The sequence below is a fragment of the Salidesulfovibrio brasiliensis JCM 12178 genome, assembly GCF_001311825.1.
GTDB lineage: Bacteria > Desulfobacterota > Desulfovibrionia > Desulfovibrionales > Desulfovibrionaceae > Pseudodesulfovibrio > Pseudodesulfovibrio brasiliensis.
This window is the reverse complement of record NZ_BBCB01000048.1, coordinates 1-22,630: the sequence shown is the minus strand read 5'-3', so window position 1 is coordinate 22,630 and position 22,630 is coordinate 1. Positions and strand designations below refer to the sequence as shown.

Here is a 22,630-nt window from a genome sequence, read left to right as displayed (position 1 = left end):
GCATGCCGGTCTTGCTGCCGGGCGCGGCGCACATGTCCAGAACGTGCTCGCCGGGCTGGGGGGGCGAGGGCGAGCGGGGGCAGCATGGAGGATCTGTCTTGAATGTAGACGCGCCCGAAGCGGGCGGCCAGCGAGTTGCCCAGCGGGGCAGGCTCGGCGGTTAGCCGACGGGCGAGTGGGTGAAACGGTTCGGTCTCGAAGTCGTATCCCTGCGCCTTCAGAAGCGCTTCGATGAGCGGGACTTCTTCCGGGCTGCCGACCAGCCTGAAGGTGCGTTCTGCGTCCATTGCATGCCCTCCTCGATGGATGCGCGCGACGGCTTCGGGATACCCGTATCCTGAGGCGAAGGCAACAAAGACCTCCTTTGCATAGCGGAGGATAAACTGCTACAACGATCCTCCCGGCAGACCGGGATAAATCGAAATCAGGCGGGTCCGAAATACGGGCCCCGGAGGATACACATGTTCAAGAAGATCGGTGCGTTTTCCCTCGCATTGCTGTTCGTGCTGACCGCTTCCGCCGCGTTTGCTCAGGCTGGCAAGCAGTTTCTGGTGCTTCCGGTGAAGTACAATGGTCCCAATACGTATAAATATTTGAAAGAAGGCGTCCGGATGCAGCTTGAGAAAAAGCTGACCTGGCCCGGACAGTATTCACCCGTCAAGAAAGATGCGGGCGACGTCAAGTTTCCCTCTTCCGAGGCGCAGGCGCTTCGCCTCTGCGATCAGCTTGGAGTTGATGCGCTTGTGTGGGCGTCAGTCAACCAGATGGGCAGCAGCACGGGGGTTATCCTCGAAGCGGCCGGACGCAACGGAAACAAGTGGCGGGGTGAGACGCAGGTCAACATCAACGAATTGCCCTTGTGGCTTGAAAGCTCTGCAGAAAACATTCAGGGCGAGGTCTACCAGCGCCCCGGTTACGGCGAAAAGAAAAAGAGCCTCGAGGAGCTGACCTCGGAGCAGCGCGGCGACCGTCAGGCTCCGCAGAACAGCAGCATCATCGCCGGTTCCTCCGAAGGCGTGACACAGCCGAAGATCATGACCCTCAACCCGAACTTCCGCTATGAAGGCGGCGCGCAGACGCCCGGCCGCTGGCGCAGTCAGACCCTTCGCTTTCCGTCCTACAGCATGGTGGTGGGCGATGGCGACGGCGACGGCGAAAACGAAGTCTTTGTGCTCGGCAAGGACTACCTCCACGCATACCGCTACAAGGACGGCAAGCTGGAGCCGCTCGCCAAGTACGACCTTGTCAGCAACCCCAGCACCACCTACCTGCGCCTTTCCATCATCGATATGGACCGCGACGGGGCCGCCGAACTGGTCATAACCTCCAGAAGCTACGACCGGCCGGACTCCTCCATCCTGTCCTTCAAGGGCGGCAAGTTCACCGAGCTCAAGACGAGCATCCGGGAGTACCTTGCGACCATGAACACGCCGCCGACCTATCAGCCCACGTTGGTGGCGCAGAGTCGCGGACGGCGTGGTCCGTTCTCGGACGACATGTACGAAGTGACCTTCAACGGCAAGGAGCTCGTCAGGGTCGCCAAGGTTCCGCGTCCTCCGTACGGCACCGTCTTCTCCATGAACTACCTGCCGACGAGGGTTCGTACAAGGTCGTGGTCATCGACGAGATGCAGCGCCTGCGCGTGTATCAGCCCGACCTCGAAAGCCTCTATCAGGGCGAGGAGACATTCAACTCCTCGGTGGTGGGCTTTGAGCTTGACGACAAGCAGTACGGCATGGGCAGCATGTCGGACAGCCGCCAGATAAAGGAACATTACGTCATCCCGTTCCGCATGGTTCCTGCGGCCATCACCAACCCCAACAAATACGAGATGCTGGTCAACAAGGACATCACCATGGCCGGTCAGGTCTTTGAGCGCTTCACCACCTATTCGCAGGGTGAGATTCACGCGCTCTTCTGGGACGGGGTCGGCATGAGCCTGGCGTGGAAGACGCGGCGCATCAAGGGGACCGTCACCGACCTCGGCTATCAGGATATCGACAACGATGGCGAGAAGGAATTGTGCGTTCTCCTGAACACCAATGCCTCGACCATGAGCTTTGCCCGCAGGAAGACCATGATTCTGGCCTATGATCTGAATAATTAGCCAACGGCACTATCAACATTCTAAGGAAGGAGAGGGAAATGTTGAGGAAATGGATCGTTGCGTGCATGGCAGCCATGCTTTTGCTGGCGCTTGCCGGTTGCGCCGGGGAAGAAGAGAAACAGGCTGAAACCAAGGCTGAAGAGCCGGAAGTCATTACCATCAGCTATGCCAACTTCCCTCCGGCCTCGACGTTTCCCTGCGTCCAGATGGAGCGCTGGGCCGATGAGATCGAAGAGCGCACCGGCGGCCGGGTGAAGGTTGAGACCTACCCGGGCGGCACGCTGCTTTCGGCCAAGAACATGTATCGCGGCGTGCTGGAAGGGCAGGCCGATATCGGCTGCCTGAGCCTTGCCTACTATCCCGGCGTGTTCCCGGCACTCCTGTCCGTGAACCTGCCGGTAGGCTTCACCAACGCCACGGTTGCCAGCCTCACGCTGTGGGACCTTTACGAGAAGCTCCAGCCCAAGGAAATGGAGAACCTCAAGGTCGTGACCATGTTCACCTCGGCTCCCTCCAACATCATGAGCAAGGTGGCCATCAAGAGTCTGGACGACCTGAACGGCGTCGAGCTCAGGGCCAGCGGCGCGCTTCTGAAGATGCTCGAGCAGATGGGCGCCAAGCCCGTGGGCATGCCCATGTCGCAGACGCCCGAGGCGCTGCAGAAGGGCGTGGTCAAGGGCCTCGTCTCTTCCCTCGAAGTACTCAAGGACTTCAACTTTGCCGAGTTGTGCCGCTATGAAACCATTACGAACCTGCCCGTGTACCCCTTTGCGGTGGTCATGAACAAGGACCGGTGGAACTCGCTGCCCGATGAGGTCAAGAAGGTCATCAACGACCTTGGCCGCGAGCAGGCCGAATGGACCGGCCGTTACATGGACGGTCACATTCAAGAGTCCCTTGCGTGGTCCAGAGAGAAGTACCAGATTGAAGTGTACGAGCTGGATCAGGCAGACAAGGACCGCATTGCCGAGATCGGAGAGGGCATCATCGCAGACTGGAAGGCCAAGGCAGACGAGGCCGGACTGGACGCGGACGCGATATATCGCGACATGATGGCACTCAAGGCAAGTACGAATCTCAATATCCCAATTAAGCCAACCGGCGCGCTCCCTGTCTCGGGGGGCGCGCCTTTTTTTGCCATGATCGATACTCTTGATCGCGTAAGCGACTTTTTGAGCCTCTGGCTGGCGCGGCTGGCCGGGCTGTTTCTCGTGGCCATGATGGTGCTCGCCTGCGCCAACATGACCATGCGTGCGGTGAGCGAACCCATCAAGGGCACGTTCGAGATGATGGGCTTTCTCGGGGCGGTTGCCACGGGGCTGGCGCTTGCCTATGCCCAACGCAGCAAGGCGCATATTGCCGTGGGTCTGCTCATGAAGCACTACCCGAAGATCGTCCGCCGACTACTGGCCTCGCTGACCGACCTCGTTTCCTGCGCCTTCTTTTTGCTGGCCGGTGTTGAAACGGGCAAGTGGGCAGGGTTTCTGGTCAAGACGGGCGAACTGTCCGAGACACTGCGTATTGTCTACTACCCGTTCGTCTACGCTGCGGCGGCTGGGTGCCTTGCCATGGCCTTCGTGCTTTTCTGCGATTTTCTGAAGACCGCCTCCGGCAGGGTGGAGAGCTGATATGGAACCGGCAACCATCGGCATATTCGGCATCTGCATCATGCTGGCGTCCATCTTCGCCCTGCGCATCCCGGTAGGTTTTGCCATGGGCATCACCGGCTATCTCGGGTTCATGGCCGTGCTCGGCCCCAAGGCCGCCTCGGGCATGATCGGCACCGAACTCTGGAACGTGTTTTCGTCCTACGGCCTGACGGTCATACCGCTGTTCATCCTCATGGGGCAGATATGCTTCTATTCCGGCGTGAACGAGCGGCTCTACAAGGCCGCATACGCTTGGATGGGGCACATCCGCGGCGGCATCGCCATGGCCACGGTGCTGGCCTGCGGGGGCTTTGCGGCCATCTGCGGGTCCAACTCGGCCACGGCGGCCACCATGAGCACGGTGGCCCTGCCGCAGATGAAGCGGTTCGGCTACAGCCCGGAGCTGTCCACCGGGTCCGTGGCGGCCGGGGCCACGCTGGGCGTGGTCATCCCGCCGTCCGTGGTGCTCATCATCATCGGTCTGCAGACCAGCCAGTCCATTGCCAAGCTCTTTGTGGGCAGCGTCCTGCCGGGGCTGCTGCTGACCACGCTCTTCATGCTCACCGTGGTCTGGCTCTGCCGCCGCAACCCGGACTGGGGCCCGGCCGGAGAGAAAGCCACGTGGGGCGAGCGCTTCCGGCTTCTGCCGGGTTCGGCCGAGATGGTGGTGCTGTTCTGCCTCGTCATGGGCGGCCTGTTCATGGGGCTGTTCACGCCTACGGAAGCGGGCGCAGCCGGGGCCATGCTCGCGCTCATGCTCAGCGCCGCAACCCGCACGCTCTCTTTCGCCAACTTCCTTCGCTCGATCATGGACACGCTGCGGGTGTCGAGCATGATAATGGTCATCGTGGCCGGGGCGGTCATCTTCGGCCGTTTTCTCGCGGTCACGCGGTTGCCGTTCACCACGGCCAACTTCGTTGCCGGGCTCGAGATTCCTTCGATGGTGGTCATCCTGCTCATCTGTGTGATCTACGTGATCGGTGGAATGGTCATGGACGCGCTGGCAATGCTGCTGGTGACGATTCCCATATTTTACCCGGTGGTCATGGCCATGGGGTACGATCCGCTCTGGTTCGGCGTACTCATCACGGTCGTCACCACGCTTGGGGCCATCACGCCGCCTGTTGGGGTGAACACGTTCATCGTCGCGTCCATGGCGCCCGACATCCCCATGGGCCATGTCTTCAAAGGCGTGACCTGCTTCCTGCCCGCGTTCATCCTCTGCGTGGCGTTGATGATGCTGTTTCCGCAGTTCGTGACATGGCTGCCCGGACTGATGTAGTCAACTGAAACGACAAACGGCCCGGCACACCTAGGTGTGCCGGGCCGTTTGTCGTTGTTCGTTTGAAATGCGTTTAAAAGAGCGGGGTGCCGATCTTGTCCGGTTCGCCGCATTCCTTCACGTCCGCCATGAGGTCGGCCAGTGTTATGGAGTTGAGCTTTTCGTACATGGCCTCCGCCGCCTGCTGCCAAAGAGAACGGGTCAGGCAGGTGTCGGTACGGTCGCAGACGGACTCGTCGCCCGTACACTCAACAAGGCTTACGTCGCCCTCGAGAACACGGACAATCTCGCCCACGGTAATCTCGCCGGGCTCCTTGGCCAGCATGTGGCCGCCTCTGGGGCCGCGCTTGCTCCTGATGAATCCGGCAAGCTTCAGCTCCCGGATGAGCTTCTCAAGATATTTGACGGAAACACCCTGACGCTCGGCTATGTCGCTGATGCGAACCGGTGCGTTCTGGCCGTTCTGGGCGATGTCCAACGCCATCCTTGTGCCGTATCTGCTGCGTGTCGTTAATCTCATGATTCACCTATAGCCTGTGCGGTTATATCATTCCCGGCGCAAAATCAATGGATGAATGCAAGGGATCCGCGTTTCCTTCTCCAATGGTAGGGAAAAAAGCGGATTCAGGCAAGGAGCAAGGATATGGTCAGTTTGGCGGGAGAGTTACCCGCGCCGTGAGCGTGCGTAGGCAAAGAGGCCGCCCAGCCCGACAAGCCAGCCGATGCCGCCGAAGATTTCGCTCATGCCCGGCCCCTTGTCGTGCAGGTCGGCCAGCATGGACTTGACGGGAGCCAGTTCGCGCTTGAGCGCCTTGTCCACGGCCTTCTGCACCAGCGGGGCGAGGGCTTCGGCGTCAATGTTTGCAGGAGCGGTGGTTTCAGTGGCGGTGATGACCGGTTCAGCCGTGGCTTCGGGCGTGCCGCCGAGTTCCGAGGCCCGCACCGTCCATTCCGCGCCGTGTCCTTCTCCGGCATAGAGCACCAGCTTGAGGTCCATGCTGCCGCCCTTGGCTTCCTCGGGGATGGGCAGTTCGAGGTGTCCTTCGGCGTCAGTGGTGCCCGAAGCCAGCTCCTGACCATCAGGCCCAAAGACCTTCACCGTACCGCCGTTCACTCTTCTGGAACGGCTGTAACCGCTGTCCGTAACGATGGAATCGCCATCAACATACGCGAATATGTTGACCTTGTGGGCTGTGGATACGGCCGGGAAACACAGGATGATGGCAAGGGCGAGAAAAAAGGTGCGCATAAAGGCTCCGATCAGGCTGCACTGCCGTGCAGGACTTCTGGTTTGACTTTGGCAAGGAAGGTGTAGGCAAAGCCGGTGATGACCCCTTCGATTATCATGATGGGCACATGGCTTGCCGCCAATATCCCGGCAGGCTCGATGAAGGCGTCACCGGAAAGAGCCAGCGACGCGGCGGTAAGCACGGTGCTGAGCAGCACGGCCAGCGAACCACAACAAAACGCTCCGGCAAACGCCCGTGTGCCACTGTTTCGCAGCAGATTGCCGAAAAGATACCAGCATAAAACAGCAGGCGCGGCCATGTTGAACGTGTTCAGGCACAATACGGTCAAACCGCCATACTGAAACAGCACGGCCTGCAATAAAAGGCCAGTAAGAATAGCCGGAAAAGCTGCCCAACCAAGCACCACGCCCAGAAGGCCGTTCAGAATCAGATGTGCGTTGCTCGGCCCGATAGGAACATGAATGAGCGAAGCCACAAAAAATGTCGCCGACATGATCGCCGCGCTCATGACCTTGTCGTAATCCAGTTTTTTCAAACCGATGGCCGTGCCGACCGCGCCGAGAACACCGCCGCCAATGAGCACCTGTGCCGAGAGAACGCCTTCCGAGATGTGCATGAATTCACCAGGATTCCATAGTTCGTGTGAAAATTCTCAAAGACGTATACACCCGCACGCCTCACAGCGCAAGGCGAGGAGTGTGAAGTCGTTTTGCCTCCGGCGGGCAGGGCGCTGCCCTGCACCCGGCAAAGGGGATAATCCCCTTTGCAATCCCTGACTTGAAGGCGTCTGCAGGAAACGAAAGCCATACGTGAACGGACACTTCCGCCGAAGGCAAGCTAAAAAGCTTTGGAGTTTTAGAACCTTTCCCGAAAGGTTCTAAGCCCCCGGAGGGCCGCCGGAGGCAAAAAAGGGGCCGCCATCTGGTGGCGGCCCCTTTATCTGATGTATATTGATCGGCTAGTTGCCGCTTTTGAGTTTGTTCCAGTACTTTTCGTAGGTGACGATGGCTTCTCCCACGTCGTCCTGATAGTCGGATTTTTTCATCACTTCTGCGGGCGGGAAGATGACGGGGTTGTTGCGGGTCTTTTCATCCAGCAGTTTGAGGGCTTCGCGGTTGGCGGTGCCGTATCCCCATTCGTTGACCATCTGGGCGGCCACTTCCGGGCGCAGGATGTAGTTGATGAAGGCGTGTGCCTCTTCCACGTTTTCGGCACCTGCGGGTATGGCGAGGCAGTCCATCCACATGATGCCGCCTTCCTCGGGCCAGTGGAACTTGAGGAAATCCAGTTCGTTCATGGCCACGTAGGCTTCGCCGTTCCAGATCATGCCGATGGTGACCTCTTCATTCAGGAAGGGGGTTTTGGGCGTGTCGTTGTTGAAGGTGCGAACGGCGGGGAAGAGTTCTTTCAGGCGTTCGTATGCTTCCTTGATGTGTGCCGGGTCGGTGTCGTTGATGGAGTAGCGAGGCTGGCCAGCGCCATGCCGAAGACTTCGCGCAGGTCGTCCTGAAGCTGGATTTGCTGTTCGTAGTCCTTGTTCCAGAGGTCTTTCCAGGAGAGGGACTTCGGGTTGCCGTAGCGTTCGGCGTTGATGAGGATTCCGCTGCCGCCGTGGCAGTAGGGCACGGAATAGGCGGATTCAGGGTCGAAGCTCTTGCCGAGGTAGATGGGGTCGAGGTTCTTCCAGTTGGGGAGCAGGGACTTGTCCAGTTTCTTGAGCAGTCCTTCGCGGCGCATTTTGCTGACGAAGTAGGTGGAGGGCACGATGACGTCGTAGCCTTTGCCGTCGAGCATTTTGAGCTTGGCGTACATGGACTCGTTGCTGTCGTAGGTGGTGTAGACCACCTCGATGCCGGTTTCTTCGGTGAACCGGTCCAGCACCCCTTCGGGGATGTAGTCGGTCCAGTTGTACACGTACACCTTGCCGGAACCGGCAAAGGCCGTGGCCGCGGACAGCAGGGCCGCCAGAACGAGGGCGGTAACGGTCACGATACGGTTCATTTCTTTTTCCTCATGAGCAGTTGATAGGTGAACACAAGGCATACGGTTATGCCGACCATGATGGCGCTCAGCGCGTTGACGTCCGGCTTCACGCCCATGCGGACCATTGCGTATATGCGAAGCGGCAGGATGTCGAAATCCGGGCCGGTGACGAAGAAGCTGATGATCACGTCGTCCATGGACAGGGTGAACGAGAGCAGCCAGCCTGCGAAGACCGCCGGGAGGCACATGGGCAGGATGACGTGCCGGAAGGTGCGGTACTCCCCGGCGTAGAGGTCTTCGGCGGCCTCTATGAGGTGCGGATCGAATCCTTTGAGCCGCGACATGACGGTGGCGGTGACGAACGGGATGCAGAAGGTGGTGTGCGCGAGCAGCAGCGGCCAGAAGCCCGGCTGCATGCCCAGCAGCATGAAGAGCAGCAGCAGGGACACGCCCATGACGATGTCCGGGCTCATCATGATGACGAAGACTCCTGCCTTGACCGCGCTCTTGCCCTGAAACTTGTATCGGTACAGGGCCACCGCCAGCAGGGTCCCGAGGCTGGTGGCAAGCGTGGCGGCGAGCACGGCCACAGTCAGCGAATTGAGCGCTGCATCAATGAGCTGCTCGTTGCCGAGGAGCTTGCCGTACCACTTCCAGGTGAAGCCGCGCCACGCGGTGGAATACTTCGAGCTGTTGAACGAGAAGATCACCAGCACGATGATGGGCAGGTACAGGAAGAGATAGACCGGCACGAGGCGTGCCGCTGCGCCGAGCCGTCTCATAGCTCGTCACCTCCCTGTTTGCCCAGCCTGCGGGAGCTGGTTCCATAGAAGCGCATCAGAAGGAGCATTATCAGGGTGAGCAGCACCGACGCGGCCGATCCGCCGGGCCAGTCGCGCGCGGTCAGGAACTGGTTCTTGATGAAGTTGCCCACGATGAGGTGTTTGCCGCCCCCGAGGATGTCCGGGATGTAGAACATGCCGAGCGCCGGGAGGAACACCATCATGCATCCGGCAATGATGCCCGGCTTGGTCAGGGGCAGGATGACGTGCACGAAGGCCTTGAACCTGCCCGCGCCGAGGTCGCCCGCCGCCTCAAGCATGCTCTCGTCGAGCTTGTCGATGGAGGAGTAGAGCGGCAGGATCATGAACGGCAGCAGGGTGTAGGTCAGCCCCGCGAAAATGGCGAACTCCGTGTACATGAATGAGACCGGGTGTTCTGCAATGCCAAGACCGGTAAGCACCTGCGATATGAGTCCCTTGCCCTTGAGCACGAAGACCATGGCGTAGGTGCGGATGAGCGAGTTGGTCCAGAACGGGATCATCACCAGAAGGAGCAGGAGTCCCTTGTGGCGGCTCTTGATGCGGGCCAGCGTCCACGCGAACGGGTAGGCGGCCAGCAGGCAGATGAGCGTCGCGGTTCCGGCCAGATAGACGGACTTGATGAGTACGTCCAGAAAGACCGGGCTGAGGATCTTGGCGTAGCCGTCCAGCGAGAACGCGGGGGCAACGAATGAGGCCTCGTCGCGCGTGAGGAAGCTCGTGACCAGTATCAGCAGGTTGGGGGCGAGCACGAACAGGGCCAGCCAGATGGTGGCCGAGCCGAGCGAGATTCGCCTAAAGAGCCGTGACGTCTTCATCGGGCAGCACGACCTCCCATCCCTTGTACCAGCTGACCATGACCCGGTCGCCGGATTTGTGCCAGATGCGTTCGTCGTCCTCGTTGAAGAACTCGGTGACGAGCACGTCTTTGCCGGAATCGAGCGCTATGACCATGTCCCATGTGCTGCCCTTGTAGACCGTATCCCGGACGGTCCCGGGCAGCCAGAGCGCGTGCTCGGAGTCGGTCTCCTGCTCGACGATTATGTCCTCGGGCCGCAGCACGATCTTGATGGCTTCGCCCGGCAGAAAGTCCCGCGCGGTTTCCAGTTCGCAGGCTTTCCCTTCCACCATGGCATGCAGCGTCTCGCGTTCCTTGGAAACCACGGAGCCGTCAAGGATGGTGGTCTCGCCCACGAAGCGGGCCACGAACATGTTCACCGGCTCTTCGTAGACTTCCTCGGGCGTGCCCACCTGTTCGATGCGGCCTTCGTTCATGACCACCACGCGGTCGGACATGGCAAAAGCCTCCTCCTGATCGTGGGTCACGAAGACGAAGGTCATACCCAGCTCGCGGCACATGTGCTTGAGCTGCACCTGCATGCGCTTGCGGAGTTTGGCATCGAGGGCGGAGAGAGGTTCGTCCAGCAGCAGGGCCAGCGGGTTGTTGACCACGGCCCGGGCGATGGCCACGCGCTGCTGCTGGCCTCCGGAGAGTCGGTCGGGATAGCGCCGGGCCAGATGGCTGAGGTCAACCATGTCCAGCGCATCGTCGATGCGGCGTTCGGCCTCACGGCGGGAAACCTTGTTCATCTTCAGGCCGAAGGCGAGGTTCTCGCGCACGGTCATGTGCGGGAACAGAGCGTAGCTCTGAAACACGGTGTTCACGCGTCGCTGGTTGGCGGGCAGATCGTTGAGGGGCTGTCCGTCGAGGTGCACCCGCCCTTGGTCGGGTGTCTCGAACCCTGCGATGATTCGCAGGATGGTGGTCTTTCCGCAGCCGCTCGGCCCGAGAATGGTCAGGAACTCCCCGTCTCTGATGTCGAGGCTCACGCCGTCGAGGACGGTGGCGCCGTCAAATCGTTTGACGAGGTTTTCCAACCGAATGATCGGATTGTTTCCAGTCATTTCGGCCCCCTTGAAAGAAGAGTTCGGCCCGTCCGGGGACGGCGGGCCGTTCCGGCTCGCGGCCGGACGTGGCGTAATAATGCTTTTTGGCTTCAAAGGAAACCATAAATTTCATGTTGTCGGCAACTCTTTTCCCGGCGGGCGTTGACACGGCTTCGGCGCTTGGCAGGGTTGAAAAAAGCGCAAATTTCGGCATGGCGTGCAGTTTTCGTCATAATTTGCTTTTCCCGTACTTTTTTTCAGCCGTGCCCGGATTGACCATTTGTTGATTTTTTTGCTTTTTTTTGACAAAGGCACATGGATTGCTTCACCGTGAAGCATGATCGATCATTACCGGAGTGTCATCCAGCATGAACAGAAGACGGTTTCTTGAGATTGTGGTGACGGCGGCCGCCCTCGGCTTTGCCGCGCCCGCTGCCGCTGACAAGAAAAAGAAGGTCGTCATCACCGGCAAGGGCGGAAAGGTGACGGACGTGAAGAAAGGCTCCAAGAAGTAGCCTGAGGATACATATCAATAAAAAAGCGCGGTCCCGAGCGGGGCCGCGCTTTTGTTTTGGCGTATGAAAAGGCTACTGCTTGGTGTCGGTGCTCGGGTTTTCCGGATCGGTGTTGTGGAGCTTGGCAAGGTAGTCCTTGACTTCATCCAGTTCCTTCCACTCGTTGAAGCTCTGTTCCCAGTCGGAAAAGAAAAGGTTCTCTTCGTCGAGGATGGCTTCGTGCATTTTGACCCAGAGGTTGAAGACGTACATGTCCACCTTGAACTGGGGAGCGTCAAAAACCCGGGGAATCACCGAGGGGTCGTACTTCTGGCCGTCCAGCGAGGCGGCGATGTGCGAGCAGACGATGTCATGTCCGGTCTGCTGGTCGATGGCGTAGCCGTCCATGCTTTCGGCCAGCCCGGCCAGGCGGGGGTGCTCCTTGTGGAGTCGCTCCATGACGTCCTTGGGCACTTCGACGTACAGCTTGTCATCTTTTTCGACTATGTAGTTGAAGCGAAGCCACTGGTCGCACTGGAAAATCTGCAGGGCGTCGCGAATGGCGGCTTTCAGGCTCAGGCTTTTTATCATCGGGATACTCCTTGGCGATTGTCGTTGCCGGGGAATATGGTCATGAATCGGCCTTGCGTCAAGTGCCGGATGGTGCACTTGTGGGCTGGACAACCGTTTCGGCTTGGGGTATGAAATCCGGCCCACACGAAATAATCATCAGCCTCCGGGCTGTACGCTAAGGAGTAATCTCATGGCTACAAAGAAGCATGAACGCAAGAAGGAACTGGATCGCAAACGTCATCGCCGCAAGAAGGCCGTCAAGGCTCGCATCAAGGAAGCCAAGGCCGCTGCAGCGAAGTAATCTTTCCCTTTGCGACGGGGAGGAGTGCAGATGCCAATTTACGAGTATCAATGCGAAAAGTGCTCCAACGTGTTCGAGGAGTGGCAGACCGGGTTCGAGGAAAAGGATCAGGAATGTCCCGAATGCGGCGGGAGCGCGAAACGGCTGATTTCCAACACCTCTTTCGTTCTCAAAGGCTCCGGGTGGTATGTCACGGAGTACGGCGGGAAACGGGAGGCAGGGCAGGCTGAGAGCGGTTCGTCCGATAGCGGCGGAGAGGGCGGCGAAGCCGCCGCATCCGGCAGCGACACGGGAGCCGGGGCCAGCCCTGCGGCGGAAACGCAATCCCAGGGCGGAGCGACCAAGTCCGCCCCGGAAGGTGCGTCCTCTCAGGCAGGGTCCTGATCGGGCGCAGAAAAGGCAGCCATGGCTGCCTTTTTTTTCGGTCGGCTATCAGCGAACGGCAAACTGGAGAAGGGCATGATTGAACGGTATTCCCGCCCCGAGATGGCAGGGTTGTGGACGCTTGAGAACAAATTTCGCGTCTGGCTCGAGGTCGAGCAGGCGGTCTGCGAAGCGTGGCATGAGCTGGGCGAGATCCCGGCCGAGGCCATGAAGGACATCCGCGACAAGGCGGACTTCGATCTGGACCGTATTCTGGAAATCGAGGAAACCACCAAGCACGACGTCATCGCCTTTTTGACCGCAGTGGAAGAAAAGGTGGGCCCGGCTTCGCGCTATATTCACCTCGGCTGCACCTCGTCGGACATCGTGGACACGGCCAACGGCGTGCTCCTGACCCGCGCGGCCCGGATCGTGCTGGAAAGCCTCGACAATCTTCTGGAAGTCCTCAAGCGCCGCGCCCATGAGCACAAGGGGCTTCTGTGCATGGGGCGCACCCACGGCATCCATGCCGAGCCCACCACCTACGGCCTCAAGTTCGCCGGGTTCTACGCCGAGTTCGCACGGCACCGCGAGCGCTGGGTCGCGGCCATGGAGAACATCCGCGTGGGCAAACTGTCCGGCGCGGTGGGCACCTTCGCGCACCTCTCCCCGGAACTGGAGGAACGCGCGCTGGAAATCCTCGGCCTCAAGGCGGACCCGCACTCCACGCAGATCGTGCAGCGTGACCGTTACGCCCAGTTCTTCACCTCGCTGGCCATCATGGCCGGTGGCATTGAGCGCCTCGGCCTTGAGCTGCGCCACCTGCAGCGCACAGAGGTGCTGGAAGTGGAAGAAGGATTCTCCAAGGGCCAGAAGGGCTCTTCGGCCATGCCGCATAAAAAGAACCCCATTTCCGCGGAAAACCTCTGCGGCCTCTCGCGCGTTGTGCGCACCAATTCGGTTGCCTCAATGGAAAATCAGGCCCTCTGGCACGAACGCGACATCAGCCATTCCTCGGTGGAGCGCGTCATCATGCCCGACACCACGGTGCTCATGGATTACATCCTCCGCCGCATGGCCGGCGTCATCGACCGCCTTGTGGTCAAGGAAGACAACATCCAGCGCAACCTGATGGGATCGTTCGGCCTTTTCTATTCGCAAAGAGTGCTCGGAAAACTCATCGCCGCAGGCCTGAAGCGGCAGGAAGCCTACGAGATGGTTCAGAAAGTGGCCATGCGCTGCTGGAACGAGAAGGTCCAGTTCGAGGATGAGGTCAGAAAGGACGAGGCGGTTGCCGAATATCTGCAGGCGAGTGACCTTGACGAAGCGTTCGACGCAACATATTACAAAAGATACGAAAACACGGTGTTCAATCGTGTGTTTGGAGAATAGGGCATGGAAGAGTTGAAGACACGTCTGGCAAAGCTGCTCATGGAACTTTCCTATGTGGAAGGCGAAGTGACATTGACCTCCGGCAAGAAGAGTGATTACTACTTCGATTGCAAGCAGACGGCCCTTCATCCCGAGGGCAGCTGGCTGATCGGAAAGTGCTTCCTTGAAATGCTTGCGGAGCGTGACGACGTGCAGGCCGTGGGCGGCATGACCCTCGGGGCCGATCCGCTCGTCTCTTCGGTGACCGTACTTTCGCACGAGTCCGGGCGGCCCCTGCCCGGATTCATCATCCGGAAAAAGTCCAAGGGGCACGGGACCAACCAGTATCTGGAAGGGCTCAAAAATCTTCCCAAGGGCGCAAAGGTCGCGCTGCTGGAAGATGTCGTGACCACCGGCGGAACGCTGGTAACGGCTTGTGAGCGCGTGCGCGACGCCGGTTTCGAGATTGTGGCTGTGCTGGCCGTGCTCGACCGTGAAGAGGGCGGACGCGAGAATCTGGAAAACGCGGGCCTGCCTCTGGAGTCGATCTTCACTCGACAGGAACTCCTAGAGGCGGCCAAACGATAGCGCGGGAGCCATGCGGACCCTACTGACGCTCATACTCATTCTTGCCGCAGGGGCGGCTTATGCCGACGGATGGAAGCCGAGACTCACGTCCGGCGACAACGTCCCGGCATCCATCGTGGCCATCGACAAGGGTGAGCAGAAGCTCATGCTTTTCGAGCGCAAAAGCCCCTTGCATCTGGTGCAGGAGCTTCCCTGTACCACCGGGCAGGCCGTGGGCGACAAACAGGTTCGCGGGGACCTTCGCACCCCGGAGGGGGTCTACTTCCTCGGACCAAGGATTCGCCGGTCGCTGGACTGGGACCTTTACGGCGACATCGCCTACTCTCTGAATTATCCCAACCCAATCGACCGCATCAAGGGCAAGACCGGGTCCGGCATCTGGCTGCACGGCCGCGGCAAGCAACTCGTGCCTCGTGACACCCTTGGATGCGTGGCTTTGACCGTTCCGGACATCAAGTCCATCAAGGGCGACTCCCGTGTGGGGACGCCCGTGGTCATTGGCGCGGACGTGGAGTGGGACGCGCAGCAGGAATCCATGGCCGCAAAGGAAATGGTCGCGTTGGTGAACCAGTGGGCCGAGGCGTGGCAGAGCCGTTCCGAAAAATTCTTCAAGATGTACGACGCGGAGAAATTCTCCCGCGCCGAGTCCGGGGATTTCGAGCATTTTCGCATCCACAAGCAGGGCATATTTTCCAGCACGCCGTGGATTCACGTCATGCTGGACAGCGTAAAGGTTTTGCGCGGTCCGGATTATTGGGTGACGTGGTTCGACCAGCTCTATCGTTCGCCCGCCCTGACGCAGACCGTGGGAAAGCGTCTTTACTGGCAGAAAAACGACGAAGGCCGCTGGACCGTGGTGGGCCGGGAGTATACGGGCGCGACCCGTGACCTTGTCCCCGAGTACCTGCGGGTCAAGGGCGAGGAGGCCGAGGCGTTCGTTCACAAGTGGGCCGAGGCGTGGCAGTCTGCGGACATGGAAGACTATGCTGCCGCCTATTCGAGCGATGCGGTTTCCGGTTCCCAGCGGGGGCTGGCTGAGATCAAAGACTATAAAAAGGCATTGTGGGAACAAAAACCACCTGTTATGGTCGCCGTCGAAGATATCGGCATCGACCTGCATCCTTCCGGACTGCGGGTCCGGTTCCTGCAGAAATACGAAGATGCTTCCGGGTATTCGGATGTTGGCGTTAAGACCCTGGTGCTGGCTCCGGTGGATGACGGCTGGAGAATCGAGCGTGAAGACTGGAGACGTCGTTGATGAGTGATTCCAAGTACAGTGTCCTGTTCATGCGTGACGATGCGGATGTCAGGCGCTACAGGCTCAGCCCTTTCTGGCTCAGATTCTTTCTCTGCAGCCAGATGTTCCTGCTGTTCTGTGCGGCCGGAGGCATGTACCTCGGCTACCGGGGCTGGAAGGAAACCAAGGCGCTCAACGTCGAGAACAAGCGTCTTGAGCAGCAGCTCGTGGACGCGCAGGTCCGGCTGGAACGTCTGGGCAACATGGAAAAGATCCTCAAGTCGTACGACCCAAGGAGCTTCAGGCGTTGCTCACCTCCGCAGCGGCAGAGCCCGAACCCAAACAGCCCGAGCTGAACCTGAACCGTATCTTCACCCGCACCGACACCCGTCAGGTCGGCGTGGACAACCTCCAGGCCAAGATGACCAAACGGAAGGTGTCGGTCAGCTTTGAGCTGAACAACCTTCAGACGTCCAAGCCCATTGCGGGCGAAGTCGACTTCGTCTTCGTTCGGAAGAACGGCTCCGAGGCCAAGATCAAGTTGAACAGGAACGATCTGACGTTCCAAATCCAGCGTTTCAAGCGAATCCGAACGACATTCCTTCTGCCGGAAGGCCTGAATGCTGACGACATCTTCGGCCTGAGGCTCGAAATCAAGGGCAACGATGACAAGGTTATCTTCTCGGAGACGTATCCGCTCTACAATATTCTGGCTTAGCCTGACGCTGCTCACGCTTGCCGCTCTTCCCGCGCGCGCCGCGTCGTGGGAACACGTCTTTTTCAACGGCACCCAGTATCCACTGAAAGTCTTTTTCCTTCAGGGCGACCGCCCCGGCCCCACCATCATGGTGCAGGGCGGCATTCAGGGCGACGAGCCTTCCGGTTTCGTTACCGCCCAGCTTTTGACCCGCGCACACGTCACCAAGGGCAACCTCATCGTGTTGCCCCGGGCCAACGTGCCCTCCATCCATTTGCGCAGGCGGCAGGTCAACGTGGACATGAACCGCCGCTTCGATCAGGACTACAATCGTTTCTACGAAGACCGCTGCGCCCGGGTGATTCGTTTCCTGCTCGCCCGTTCGGACGCATTCATTCATCTGCACGAAGGCTCGGGATTCTATTATCCCAAGTACATAGACAGCATGCGCAATCCGCAGCGCTACGGTCAGTCCATTATCGTGGACACCCTCAACTGGAACGGCACCCTTGAGCTCGGCACCCGCGTGGACAAGGTGCTGGCCAAGATCAATCGGCGCATCAATTCCCGGGATTACCAGTTCAAGCTCTTCAATACCCGCACGTTCGACCGGGCCACCGACTATCCGGAAATGCGCAAGTCCCTGACATGTTATGCACTGACCACGTTGAACATTCCGGCCATGGCCGTGGAGGTCAGCAAGGACATCCGCCAGCTCGACTGGAAGGTGCGCCAGCAGCTTGAGGCCACGGCCATGCTGCTGAGTGAATACGGCGTGGACGTCGAACTGCCGGAGTTCACCCGCGATGATGTGTTGGCCTATGCAAGGCAGAACGTGAAGGTGCTTGTCAACGGCAGGCCGCTGCAAAACGGCCAGACGCTTGCGCTGGCTCCGGGAACGACCCTTGACGTCACGACCGTGGGGGCAGGCTCGGACCAGTTCTCCCCCGAACTGGCGCTCTTTGCGTCAGACCGTCCCGGCGTGAACCTCATGTCCGCGCGGCGCATGGCGCTTAAGCCGTTTTCGAGCCTTGAACTGAGGTCCGACGGCCTCTCCGTGGCCTCGGCGCAGGTGCGCTGGAGCGGCAAGCTGCCGTCCACGCCCGATGACGACAAACCGGTCTTCGTCTGCTGGCTCAACGGCCACCCGGCCTTTGTGCGCGCGGGCGACACCCTCAAGGCCGTTGTGGGCGATCAGCTCATCCTCGAAGGGGTCTGGGGCGGTGAAAAGGAAGTGGTCAACTTCAAGGGCTTCGTGGCCATCCCGTGGGAGAACACCGGTCAGGATCTCGGTTGGGAGATCATTCTGGACCCGGACAATTTCATTGACCGCTATCAGGTGGACAACTCGCGGCCCAACATCTACCGCTATCGCGTTGTGCGCGAAACGCCCGGCAAGCCCAAGGCCACCTTCTACATCGACCTCATGCCGCGTGAGATTCTGGCCCTCAAGCTCAAGAACGACACCGGCAATTCCATTTTCGTGCCGTGGAACGAAGGCGGAACCTTCCACCTGCCTAAAGGCAGCTACACGCTGGAACGTGCGTGGAGCAACGGGCATGAGGAGAAGCTTATCGCCACCACCGGCACCGACCCGCTCCGGCCCGGCGATTCCTTCCACATGGAACCCGGAGGCAGGATGGACCTCGACGTCAGGCTGGCCACCACTTTCGGCCTGCTCGGCTCCATGACCTTTACCGCCGATGGATTTGCCAGCCGCTGAACGCATTTCCGGCACGGTCCGTGAAAGGATTCGTGCAGGCACCCTTCGTTACGGTCGGCAATGGTAAAGGTCTCGTCACACTACAAATAAAATCGGCTGGTTGCGAAGGGATGCCGGAAAAAGCCCCCGTCCTGTCTCAGGATGGGGGTCTTTTTGTGCACTTGGTGTGCACGTTTGGTGCTCTGCGGGACGCAATCATGCTGGAAATGACCGCGCGGCTGTCGTAAGCTGACATATAGCCAAGGAGGCAGGTATGGCCCGGATTAATTGGGACGAGTCGCTTGAGACCGGTATATATTCCATAGACAGTCAGCACATGGATCTTGTTGGGATGTGCAACGATTTTTTGGATGCTGTTTCCTCGGGAAAGACCGAGCAGGCTGTGAACGCGCTCGTGCGAAGGCTCAGGGAGTACTGTGTGCAGCATTTTCATGACGAGGAGGAGACCATGGCCGAGATGGGCTACCCCCGGCTCGGCGAGCATCAGCGCGAGCACCGCAGGTTGTCCCAGCAAGTCAAGGAATACCAGCGCGACCTCTACAAGAAGCGGACGCCGCAGCCTCTGGAAGTAAGGGATTTTCTCAAGGACTGGCTACTCGGACACATCCTCGGCATGGATATGAAGATAGCCGAGTGGCTGAAGGAGCGGGAGGCCGAACAAAAGGAGAGCAAGGTGGTCATCGGCGAAGCCGGAGAGGGTGAGAGCGAGGGCAAGGAGGAAGCATGACGATAGAACGCATTGTCCGGGGCGTTGCCGGGTTCATGATTCTGGCTTCGCTCACGCTGGCAATAACCCATGACATCAACTGGCTCATCCTGACGCTTTTCGTTGGGCTGAATCTGCTGCAGTCTGCGGTGACGGACTGGTGCCCGCTCATGGGCATCCTGCACAGGCTGGGCGTGCGCAAGGCGGGTGATACGCCTGCGGACGATTAGTCGCGCATCTTCAGCCCGAGCGCCGTGAACGCCAGGCCACAGAGGGTCGGTAGCACGGCGAACCAAAAGAGTCCGTTGAAAAACAGCAATGTCGAGAAGCACAGCAGTGCGATACCGATAGAGAGGGCCATGGCCGGATTCATGGTCATGCTGTCCAGCAGTCTGGCGCTCCTGCGGGGCATCAGTGCGCCGCAATGACGGCACTGGGTTGCCGTTTTCCGGTTTTTCCTGTTGCAGGTAGGGCAGTTCATGGCGGCACTGTATGCAAAAACAGCGGGAAGAGGAAGTGCAGGGGTGGGTGTTCTGATAACGAAAAAGCGGCCGGACAATGTCCGGCCGCTTACGATTTCGCGGTGGCGCGCCCGAGAGGATTCGAACCTCTGACCTACGGATTCGTAGTCCGGCACTCTATCCAGCTGAGCTACGGGCGCGCAACGGAGGTACTGTTTACGGGTCACGCGCCTGATCGTCAAGCGTTTTTTCGAATTTTTTTCATACTTCTTCGTATTCGGCCTGCTCGAGTCCTGTGAGCAGAAGGTAGCTGCGGGGCACGGCGCGGATCATTCTCGCTCCGGGCCGATCCAGAAACGCCTCCATGTGCGGGTGGCGAAGCAGAAAGAGTTGGCGGAGCCGGATCGTCTCGGCCTCGGTGGGCGTTTCATGCCGGGCCTTGATGGTCAGTGCCCTCGCCCTGTCCCTGCGTTCGGGCAGGTCCTCCTCGCGGGAGTCGATGAGCAGGCAGAGGTTCGGGTTGCGTTCGATATTTGCCCATTTGGTGGTCTGCTCTTCGGTGAACAGGATGAAGCTGTCGGTCTCCGGGTCCCGCACATAGGCCATGAGGGACTGGTGCGGTCCCGACGGGGAGAGGGTGGCAAGGGCGCATATGTCCTTGTCGTCTGCAAGTGCTCGCATTCGTTCGTTCATTGTCGCTCCTGATGGTATGGTGTCGCTTGTTGCCCAAGTCGTCCGGGCTTGCTTTCACTGCTATGAAAGTGCAACAAGACTGGTCATGGTCGAAAAAAGCCTTCCTGCCAAGATAGCCCGATCCGAAGAAATTCTTCAACCGTATCTGGAAAATTCCGTAAAAGAAGTGGCCGTGGCCTGGACCGGCGGTAAGGATTCCACCGTGTTGCTGGCCCTGTGGCGGGCACTTCTGGACCATGCCGGGCTCGGGCCTTTGCGGGCCATTACAGTAGATACCGGGGTGAAGTTCCCCGAAGTGATCGCCTTTCGTACCGAACTGGCCAAGCGTTGGGGTGTGGAACTTCACGTGGCCCGACCGGAAGTCGATACAGCCGCCTATCCCGTTGCGCGAGACCCGCTTGAATGTTGTCGAACCCTGAAGGTCGAGCCGCTGATGCGCGCCATTGAAAGGACCGGAACGAGGGTGCTGCTGAGCGGCATTCGGCGCGATGAGCACCCTGACAGGAAAGGGCGGGAGCCCGTCGAGCCGCGCACCGACCCCGACCATATTCTGGTTAATCCGTTGCTGGACTGGACCGAGACGGACGTCTGGGCCTCTCACGACCTTCTGGGGATTCCGTACTGTTCCCTGTATGCCATGGGATACCGATCTCTTGGATGTATGCCGTGCACTGCCTTTTCATCCGTCGGACCGGAACGGGCAGGGAGGGCGTCCGCCAAGGAACAAGTATTGAGGGATTTGACCGCATTAGGATACTTTTAATTGCAATATTCGATGCAAGATAGCGATTTGAAATAACAAACTTTCTTGAATCAGATTGTGTTTTCGGTTATACCAACTTTCCGTCGAATTTCCTCCGGTCTAAAGTGTGAATTTCGATGCAGGCTAAGGGGGTTTTTGTCGCAATGGTCCGGACAAGGGGAGCCCGGACGAGAGTTCCGACGAAAACCATGAGCCAGAGACCCCAAAGTAAGAGGTGTTCATGACCAACTTGCTGCTTTCACTCATCCTGTTCCCGATTGTCGCCGGGGTGGGCTGCTACGTTCTCCGAATGAGCGTGGTCCGTACCATTCTGGTGGCTGCCACGGCGGTGGTGGTTACCGTCGCCGCGGTCGCGCTGGTCGGCGAAGCTCCGACCACCGTGTTGCTGGGAAACGTGATGGGGCTGGAGTGGGGCGCCATAGTCGCGGTTGCCGACTTTGCCCTTCTCGCAACGGTCCTTTACTTCGGTATCAAATACAAAAACGTGCTCGTGCAGATGTTCACCGGCACCCAGCTGCTGTTGCTGGCCGTTTTTGAATTCCTGATACTCGACCACGAAGCTGCCACGGCGCTATCACCGTGGACAATCTCACCGTTATCATGGTTCTGATCATCTCCGTGATCGGATCCCTGATCTGTCTTTACGCGCTGCCGTACATGAAGGCGCACGAAGAGCACCAAAAGCTGGAAATGTCGAAGCAGCCTCGCTTCTTCCTTTTCCTCGTGCTGCTCATCGGCGTCATGAACGGGCTGGTGCTGACCAACAATCTGCTGTGGCTCTATCTCTTCTTCGAGATGACCACCTTCTGTTCCTTCGTGCTTATCGGGCATGACGAGAACGTGCGCTCGCCCAGAAACGCGCTTCGCGCCCTGTGGATGGGCAGCTGTGGCGGCCTGTTCCTGCTGGGCGGCATCGTGCTGCTGTATCTCAAGACCGGCAGCCTCGACATTCAAACGCTTATTGCCACCACCAATGCTTCGCCTGCGGTGCTCTTCGCAGTGGGCCTGATCTGCGTCGGCGGATTCGTCAAGGCCGCGCAGATGCCGTTCCAGAGCTGGCTGCTCGGTGCCATGGTGGCCCCGACTCCGGTCTCTGCGCTGCTTCACTCCTCCACCATGGTCAAGGCGGGCGTGTATATCGTGCTGCGCTTTGCCCCCATGTACGAGGGCAGCTTCCTGAGCTACGGCATCGCGCTGTGCGGCGCGTTCACGTTCGTGGCCTGCGCCGCGCTGGCCATCGGCCAGAATAACGGCAAGCGGATTCTGGCGTACTCCACGATATCCAACCTCGGCCTCATCATGGCCTGCGCGGGCATCAACACGCCGCTGGCCATCACCGCGGCCATCATGCTGATCATCTTCCATGCCGTCTCCAAGGCGCTCCTGTTCCTCTGCGTGGGGACCATCGAGCAGGAGATCGGCAGCAAGAATATCGAAGACATGCGCGGCCTGTTCACGAGACTTCCGCGCACCGCGACCATCACCATGATAGGCATTCTGTCCATGCTGCTGCCGCCGTTCGGCGTACTGATGTCCAAGTGGATGGCTCTGGAAGCCGCTTCCAGCCACCTCGTGGTCATCATCCTGCTGGCGCTGGGCAGCGCGCTGACCGTCGTCTACTGGGCCCGCTGGCCGGTACGCTCATGGGTTCCCGTCCGGCCGGGACGCCCGCGGAGCGGCA

The 22,630-nt window shown here is 59.6% G+C and carries 29 protein-coding genes, 1 tRNA gene and 1 pseudogene; 17 read left to right on the top strand and 14 right to left on the bottom strand.

Annotated elements, in window-relative coordinates; translation table 11 throughout:
- Positions 1-287 (bottom strand): annotated as a pseudogene (locus tag JCM12178_RS11645) (RsmB/NOP family class I SAM-dependent RNA methyltransferase); the annotation flags it as partial.
- A 174-nt stretch (positions 288-461) separates the two neighbouring features.
- Here JCM12178_RS11645 and JCM12178_RS11640 point away from each other — a divergent pair.
- The 4 genes from JCM12178_RS11640 to JCM12178_RS11625 are packed head-to-tail and all read left to right on the top strand — an operon-like array spanning position 462 to position 5,038.
- The gene (locus JCM12178_RS11640) at positions 462-1,766 is read left to right on the top strand and encodes an FG-GAP repeat domain-containing protein (protein ID WP_054651557.1); all 1,305 of its coding nucleotides are present in this window, start codon (positions 462-464) and stop codon (positions 1,764-1,766) included.
- Positions 1,736-2,107 carry a hypothetical protein gene (locus tag JCM12178_RS18725; protein ID WP_054651555.1) on the top strand — a complete coding sequence of 124 codons (372 nt, stop codon included), beginning with the start codon at positions 1,736-1,738 and terminating at the stop codon, positions 2,105-2,107. Before JCM12178_RS11640 ends, JCM12178_RS18725 begins: the two co-directional genes overlap by 31 nt.
- Positions 2,108-2,145: 38 nt before the next feature.
- A complete protein-coding gene (dctP, locus tag JCM12178_RS21000) occupies positions 2,146-3,735 on the top strand; it encodes a TRAP transporter substrate-binding protein DctP (protein WP_369404519.1) in 1,590 nt (529 codons plus the stop codon).
- A gap of 1 nt (position 3,736) precedes the next feature.
- Positions 3,737-5,038 (top strand): TRAP transporter large permease, encoded by a 1,302-nt coding sequence (locus tag JCM12178_RS11625; RefSeq protein ID WP_054651553.1) that lies wholly within the window; start codon positions 3,737-3,739, stop codon positions 5,036-5,038.
- A gap of 73 nt (positions 5,039-5,111) precedes the next feature.
- On the opposite strand, the gene JCM12178_RS11620 is transcribed toward JCM12178_RS11625, so the two are convergent.
- The 9 genes from JCM12178_RS11620 to JCM12178_RS18360 all read right to left on the bottom strand — a co-directional run bounded on the left by JCM12178_RS11620 (position 5,112) and on the right by JCM12178_RS18360 (position 11,193).
- On the bottom strand, positions 5,112-5,558 hold the full coding sequence (locus JCM12178_RS11620) for an RrF2 family transcriptional regulator (RefSeq protein WP_054651551.1): 447 nt from the start codon (positions 5,556-5,558) through the stop codon (positions 5,112-5,114).
- Positions 5,559-5,702: 144 nt separating this feature from the next.
- Positions 5,703-6,287 (bottom strand): NikL family nickel/cobalt ECF transporter subunit, encoded by a 585-nt coding sequence (locus tag JCM12178_RS11615; protein WP_054651549.1) that lies wholly within the window; start codon positions 6,285-6,287, stop codon positions 5,703-5,705.
- 11 nt (positions 6,288-6,298) lie between these two features.
- A complete protein-coding gene (gene cbiM / locus JCM12178_RS11610; RefSeq protein WP_054651547.1) occupies positions 6,299-6,904 on the bottom strand; it encodes a cobalt transporter CbiM in 606 nt (201 codons plus the stop codon).
- Positions 6,905-7,246: 342 nt separating this feature from the next.
- Positions 7,247-7,720 carry an ABC transporter substrate-binding protein gene (locus JCM12178_RS21270; RefSeq protein WP_439646707.1) on the bottom strand — a complete coding sequence of 158 codons (474 nt, stop codon included), beginning with the start codon at positions 7,718-7,720 and terminating at the stop codon, positions 7,247-7,249.
- Complete coding sequence (locus JCM12178_RS21265) at positions 7,696-8,289, bottom strand: ABC transporter substrate-binding protein (RefSeq protein ID WP_250635941.1); 594 nt, start codon at positions 8,287-8,289, stop codon at positions 7,696-7,698. The genes JCM12178_RS21270 and JCM12178_RS21265 overlap by 25 nt, the downstream gene beginning before the upstream one ends.
- Positions 8,286-9,053: a spermidine/putrescine ABC transporter permease PotC gene (gene potC, locus JCM12178_RS11600; RefSeq protein ID WP_054651545.1), complete on the bottom strand. Its 768-nt coding sequence runs from the start codon at positions 9,051-9,053 to the stop codon at positions 8,286-8,288. The genes JCM12178_RS21265 and potC overlap by 4 nt, the downstream gene beginning before the upstream one ends.
- Positions 9,050-9,910 carry a spermidine/putrescine ABC transporter permease PotB gene (gene potB, locus JCM12178_RS11595; RefSeq protein WP_054651544.1) on the bottom strand — a complete coding sequence of 287 codons (861 nt, stop codon included), beginning with the start codon at positions 9,908-9,910 and terminating at the stop codon, positions 9,050-9,052. Before potB ends, potC begins: the two co-directional genes overlap by 4 nt.
- Complete coding sequence (gene potA, locus JCM12178_RS11590; RefSeq protein ID WP_054651542.1) at positions 9,888-10,997, bottom strand: spermidine/putrescine ABC transporter ATP-binding protein PotA; 1,110 nt, start codon at positions 10,995-10,997, stop codon at positions 9,888-9,890. The genes potB and potA overlap by 23 nt, the downstream gene beginning before the upstream one ends.
- Complete coding sequence (locus JCM12178_RS18360; RefSeq protein ID WP_157054892.1) at positions 10,945-11,193, bottom strand: hypothetical protein; 249 nt, start codon at positions 11,191-11,193, stop codon at positions 10,945-10,947. Before JCM12178_RS18360 ends, potA begins: the two co-directional genes overlap by 53 nt.
- Positions 11,194-11,347: 154 nt before the next feature.
- On the opposite strand from JCM12178_RS18360, the gene JCM12178_RS18355 reads away from it, so the two are divergent.
- Positions 11,348-11,494: a hypothetical protein gene (locus tag JCM12178_RS18355; protein ID WP_157054891.1), complete on the top strand. Its 147-nt coding sequence runs from the start codon at positions 11,348-11,350 to the stop codon at positions 11,492-11,494.
- A gap of 72 nt (positions 11,495-11,566) precedes the next feature.
- On the opposite strand, the gene JCM12178_RS11585 is transcribed toward JCM12178_RS18355, so the two are convergent.
- On the bottom strand, positions 11,567-12,064 hold the full coding sequence (locus JCM12178_RS11585; protein WP_054651540.1) for a hypothetical protein: 498 nt from the start codon (positions 12,062-12,064) through the stop codon (positions 11,567-11,569).
- Positions 12,065-12,377: 313 nt separating this feature from the next.
- Between JCM12178_RS11585 and JCM12178_RS11580 the strand changes: the two genes are divergently transcribed.
- The 9 genes from JCM12178_RS11580 (at position 12,378) to JCM12178_RS11540 (ending at position 19,262) form a co-directional block, all read left to right on the top strand.
- Complete coding sequence (locus tag JCM12178_RS11580; protein ID WP_054651538.1) at positions 12,378-12,731, top strand: FmdB family zinc ribbon protein; 354 nt, start codon at positions 12,378-12,380, stop codon at positions 12,729-12,731.
- A 75-nt stretch (positions 12,732-12,806) separates the two neighbouring features.
- The gene (gene purB, locus JCM12178_RS11575) at positions 12,807-14,102 is read left to right on the top strand and encodes an adenylosuccinate lyase (protein ID WP_054651561.1); all 1,296 of its coding nucleotides are present in this window, start codon (positions 12,807-12,809) and stop codon (positions 14,100-14,102) included.
- 3 nt (positions 14,103-14,105) lie between these two features.
- A complete protein-coding gene (gene pyrE / locus JCM12178_RS11570; protein ID WP_054651536.1) occupies positions 14,106-14,669 on the top strand; it encodes an orotate phosphoribosyltransferase in 564 nt (187 codons plus the stop codon).
- Positions 14,670-14,679: 10 nt separating this feature from the next.
- Entirely contained in the window at positions 14,680-15,927 is a 1,248-nt protein-coding gene (locus JCM12178_RS11565; RefSeq protein ID WP_054651534.1) for a L,D-transpeptidase family protein, read from the top strand.
- Positions 15,927-16,262 (top strand): hypothetical protein, encoded by a 336-nt coding sequence (locus tag JCM12178_RS19770; RefSeq protein WP_245628742.1) that lies wholly within the window; start codon positions 15,927-15,929, stop codon positions 16,260-16,262. The genes JCM12178_RS11565 and JCM12178_RS19770 overlap by 1 nt, the downstream gene beginning before the upstream one ends.
- Entirely contained in the window at positions 16,214-16,624 is a 411-nt protein-coding gene (locus JCM12178_RS19765) for a hypothetical protein (RefSeq protein WP_245628741.1), read from the top strand. Before JCM12178_RS19770 ends, JCM12178_RS19765 begins: the two co-directional genes overlap by 49 nt.
- Positions 16,572-18,326 (top strand): M14/M99 family metallopeptidase, encoded by a 1,755-nt coding sequence (locus JCM12178_RS11555; protein ID WP_054651532.1) that lies wholly within the window; start codon positions 16,572-16,574, stop codon positions 18,324-18,326. The genes JCM12178_RS19765 and JCM12178_RS11555 overlap by 53 nt, the downstream gene beginning before the upstream one ends.
- Before the next feature lie 253 nt (positions 18,327-18,579).
- Positions 18,580-19,053, top strand: coding sequence for a bacteriohemerythrin (locus JCM12178_RS11545; RefSeq protein ID WP_054651529.1), 474 nt, complete (start codon positions 18,580-18,582; stop codon positions 19,051-19,053).
- Positions 19,050-19,262 (top strand): YgaP family membrane protein, encoded by a 213-nt coding sequence (locus tag JCM12178_RS11540; RefSeq protein WP_054651527.1) that lies wholly within the window; start codon positions 19,050-19,052, stop codon positions 19,260-19,262. The genes JCM12178_RS11545 and JCM12178_RS11540 overlap by 4 nt, the downstream gene beginning before the upstream one ends.
- Here the strand turns inward: JCM12178_RS11540 and JCM12178_RS11535 are convergent.
- The 3 genes from JCM12178_RS11535 to JCM12178_RS11525 all read right to left on the bottom strand — a co-directional run bounded on the left by JCM12178_RS11535 (position 19,259) and on the right by JCM12178_RS11525 (position 20,186).
- Positions 19,259-19,444 carry a hypothetical protein gene (locus JCM12178_RS11535; RefSeq protein WP_054651525.1) on the bottom strand — a complete coding sequence of 62 codons (186 nt, stop codon included), beginning with the start codon at positions 19,442-19,444 and terminating at the stop codon, positions 19,259-19,261. The two genes, JCM12178_RS11540 and JCM12178_RS11535, sit on opposite strands and share 4 nt — an antisense overlap.
- A 172-nt stretch (positions 19,445-19,616) precedes the next feature.
- Positions 19,617-19,693, bottom strand: a tRNA-Arg gene (locus tag JCM12178_RS11530).
- Positions 19,694-19,754: 61 nt separating this feature from the next.
- Positions 19,755-20,186: a pyridoxamine 5'-phosphate oxidase family protein gene (locus JCM12178_RS11525; RefSeq protein WP_054651523.1), complete on the bottom strand. Its 432-nt coding sequence runs from the start codon at positions 20,184-20,186 to the stop codon at positions 19,755-19,757.
- 85 nt (positions 20,187-20,271) lie between these two features.
- On the opposite strand from JCM12178_RS11525, the gene JCM12178_RS11520 reads away from it, so the two are divergent.
- From JCM12178_RS11520 to JCM12178_RS11510, 3 genes are all read left to right on the top strand, one after another.
- Positions 20,272-20,949 carry a phosphoadenosine phosphosulfate reductase family protein gene (locus JCM12178_RS11520; protein ID WP_054651521.1) on the top strand — a complete coding sequence of 226 codons (678 nt, stop codon included), beginning with the start codon at positions 20,272-20,274 and terminating at the stop codon, positions 20,947-20,949.
- A gap of 220 nt (positions 20,950-21,169) precedes the next feature.
- Positions 21,170-21,559 carry a hypothetical protein gene (locus JCM12178_RS19760; protein ID WP_245628740.1) on the top strand — a complete coding sequence of 130 codons (390 nt, stop codon included), beginning with the start codon at positions 21,170-21,172 and terminating at the stop codon, positions 21,557-21,559.
- Positions 21,529-22,630: NADH-quinone oxidoreductase subunit 5 family protein (locus JCM12178_RS11510; protein WP_284690215.1), on the top strand; the 1,102-nt coding region annotated here is incomplete at its 3' end. The genes JCM12178_RS19760 and JCM12178_RS11510, both read left to right, overlap by 31 nt.

What these genes read in the sequence shown, in the direction of transcription:
- JCM12178_RS11640 (WP_054651557.1), top strand. Translation starts at nt 462, where the DNA reads ATGTTCAAGAAGATCGGTGCGTTTTCCCTCGCATTGCTGTTCGTGCTG.
- JCM12178_RS18725 (WP_054651555.1), top strand. Translation starts at nt 1,736, where the DNA reads ATGGGCAGCATGTCGGACAGCCGCCAGATAAAGGAACATTACGTCATC.
- dctP (WP_369404519.1), top strand. Translation starts at nt 2,146, where the DNA reads ATGTTGAGGAAATGGATCGTTGCGTGCATGGCAGCCATGCTTTTGCTG.
- JCM12178_RS11625 (WP_054651553.1), top strand. Translation starts at nt 3,737, where the DNA reads ATGGAACCGGCAACCATCGGCATATTCGGCATCTGCATCATGCTGGCG.
- JCM12178_RS11620 (WP_054651551.1), bottom strand. Translation starts at nt 5,558, where the DNA reads ATGAGATTAACGACACGCAGCAGATACGGCACAAGGATGGCGTTGGAC.
- JCM12178_RS11615 (WP_054651549.1), bottom strand. Translation starts at nt 6,287, where the DNA reads ATGCGCACCTTTTTTCTCGCCCTTGCCATCATCCTGTGTTTCCCGGCC.
- cbiM (WP_054651547.1), bottom strand. Translation starts at nt 6,904, where the DNA reads ATGCACATCTCGGAAGGCGTTCTCTCGGCACAGGTGCTCATTGGCGGC.
- JCM12178_RS21265 (WP_250635941.1), bottom strand. Translation starts at nt 8,289, where the DNA reads ATGAACCGTATCGTGACCGTTACCGCCCTCGTTCTGGCGGCCCTGCTG.
- potC (WP_054651545.1), bottom strand. Translation starts at nt 9,053, where the DNA reads ATGAGACGGCTCGGCGCAGCGGCACGCCTCGTGCCGGTCTATCTCTTC.
- potB (WP_054651544.1), bottom strand. Translation starts at nt 9,910, where the DNA reads ATGAAGACGTCACGGCTCTTTAGGCGAATCTCGCTCGGCTCGGCCACC.
- potA (WP_054651542.1), bottom strand. Translation starts at nt 10,997, where the DNA reads ATGACTGGAAACAATCCGATCATTCGGTTGGAAAACCTCGTCAAACGA.
- JCM12178_RS18360 (WP_157054892.1), bottom strand. Translation starts at nt 11,193, where the DNA reads ATGCCGAAATTTGCGCTTTTTTCAACCCTGCCAAGCGCCGAAGCCGTG.
- JCM12178_RS18355 (WP_157054891.1), top strand. Translation starts at nt 11,348, where the DNA reads ATGAACAGAAGACGGTTTCTTGAGATTGTGGTGACGGCGGCCGCCCTC.
- JCM12178_RS11585 (WP_054651540.1), bottom strand. Translation starts at nt 12,064, where the DNA reads ATGATAAAAAGCCTGAGCCTGAAAGCCGCCATTCGCGACGCCCTGCAG.
- JCM12178_RS11580 (WP_054651538.1), top strand. Translation starts at nt 12,378, where the DNA reads ATGCCAATTTACGAGTATCAATGCGAAAAGTGCTCCAACGTGTTCGAG.
- purB (WP_054651561.1), top strand. Translation starts at nt 12,807, where the DNA reads ATGATTGAACGGTATTCCCGCCCCGAGATGGCAGGGTTGTGGACGCTT.
- pyrE (WP_054651536.1), top strand. Translation starts at nt 14,106, where the DNA reads ATGGAAGAGTTGAAGACACGTCTGGCAAAGCTGCTCATGGAACTTTCC.
- JCM12178_RS11565 (WP_054651534.1), top strand. Translation starts at nt 14,680, where the DNA reads ATGCGGACCCTACTGACGCTCATACTCATTCTTGCCGCAGGGGCGGCT.
- JCM12178_RS19770 (WP_245628742.1), top strand. Translation starts at nt 15,927, where the DNA reads ATGAGTGATTCCAAGTACAGTGTCCTGTTCATGCGTGACGATGCGGAT.
- JCM12178_RS11555 (WP_054651532.1), top strand. Translation starts at nt 16,572, where the DNA reads ATGACAAGGTTATCTTCTCGGAGACGTATCCGCTCTACAATATTCTGG.
- JCM12178_RS11545 (WP_054651529.1), top strand. Translation starts at nt 18,580, where the DNA reads ATGGCCCGGATTAATTGGGACGAGTCGCTTGAGACCGGTATATATTCC.
- JCM12178_RS11540 (WP_054651527.1), top strand. Translation starts at nt 19,050, where the DNA reads ATGACGATAGAACGCATTGTCCGGGGCGTTGCCGGGTTCATGATTCTG.
- JCM12178_RS11535 (WP_054651525.1), bottom strand. Translation starts at nt 19,444, where the DNA reads ATGCCCCGCAGGAGCGCCAGACTGCTGGACAGCATGACCATGAATCCG.
- JCM12178_RS11525 (WP_054651523.1), bottom strand. Translation starts at nt 20,186, where the DNA reads ATGAACGAACGAATGCGAGCACTTGCAGACGACAAGGACATATGCGCC.
- JCM12178_RS11520 (WP_054651521.1), top strand. Translation starts at nt 20,272, where the DNA reads ATGGTCGAAAAAAGCCTTCCTGCCAAGATAGCCCGATCCGAAGAAATT.
- JCM12178_RS19760 (WP_245628740.1), top strand. Translation starts at nt 21,170, where the DNA reads ATGACCAACTTGCTGCTTTCACTCATCCTGTTCCCGATTGTCGCCGGG.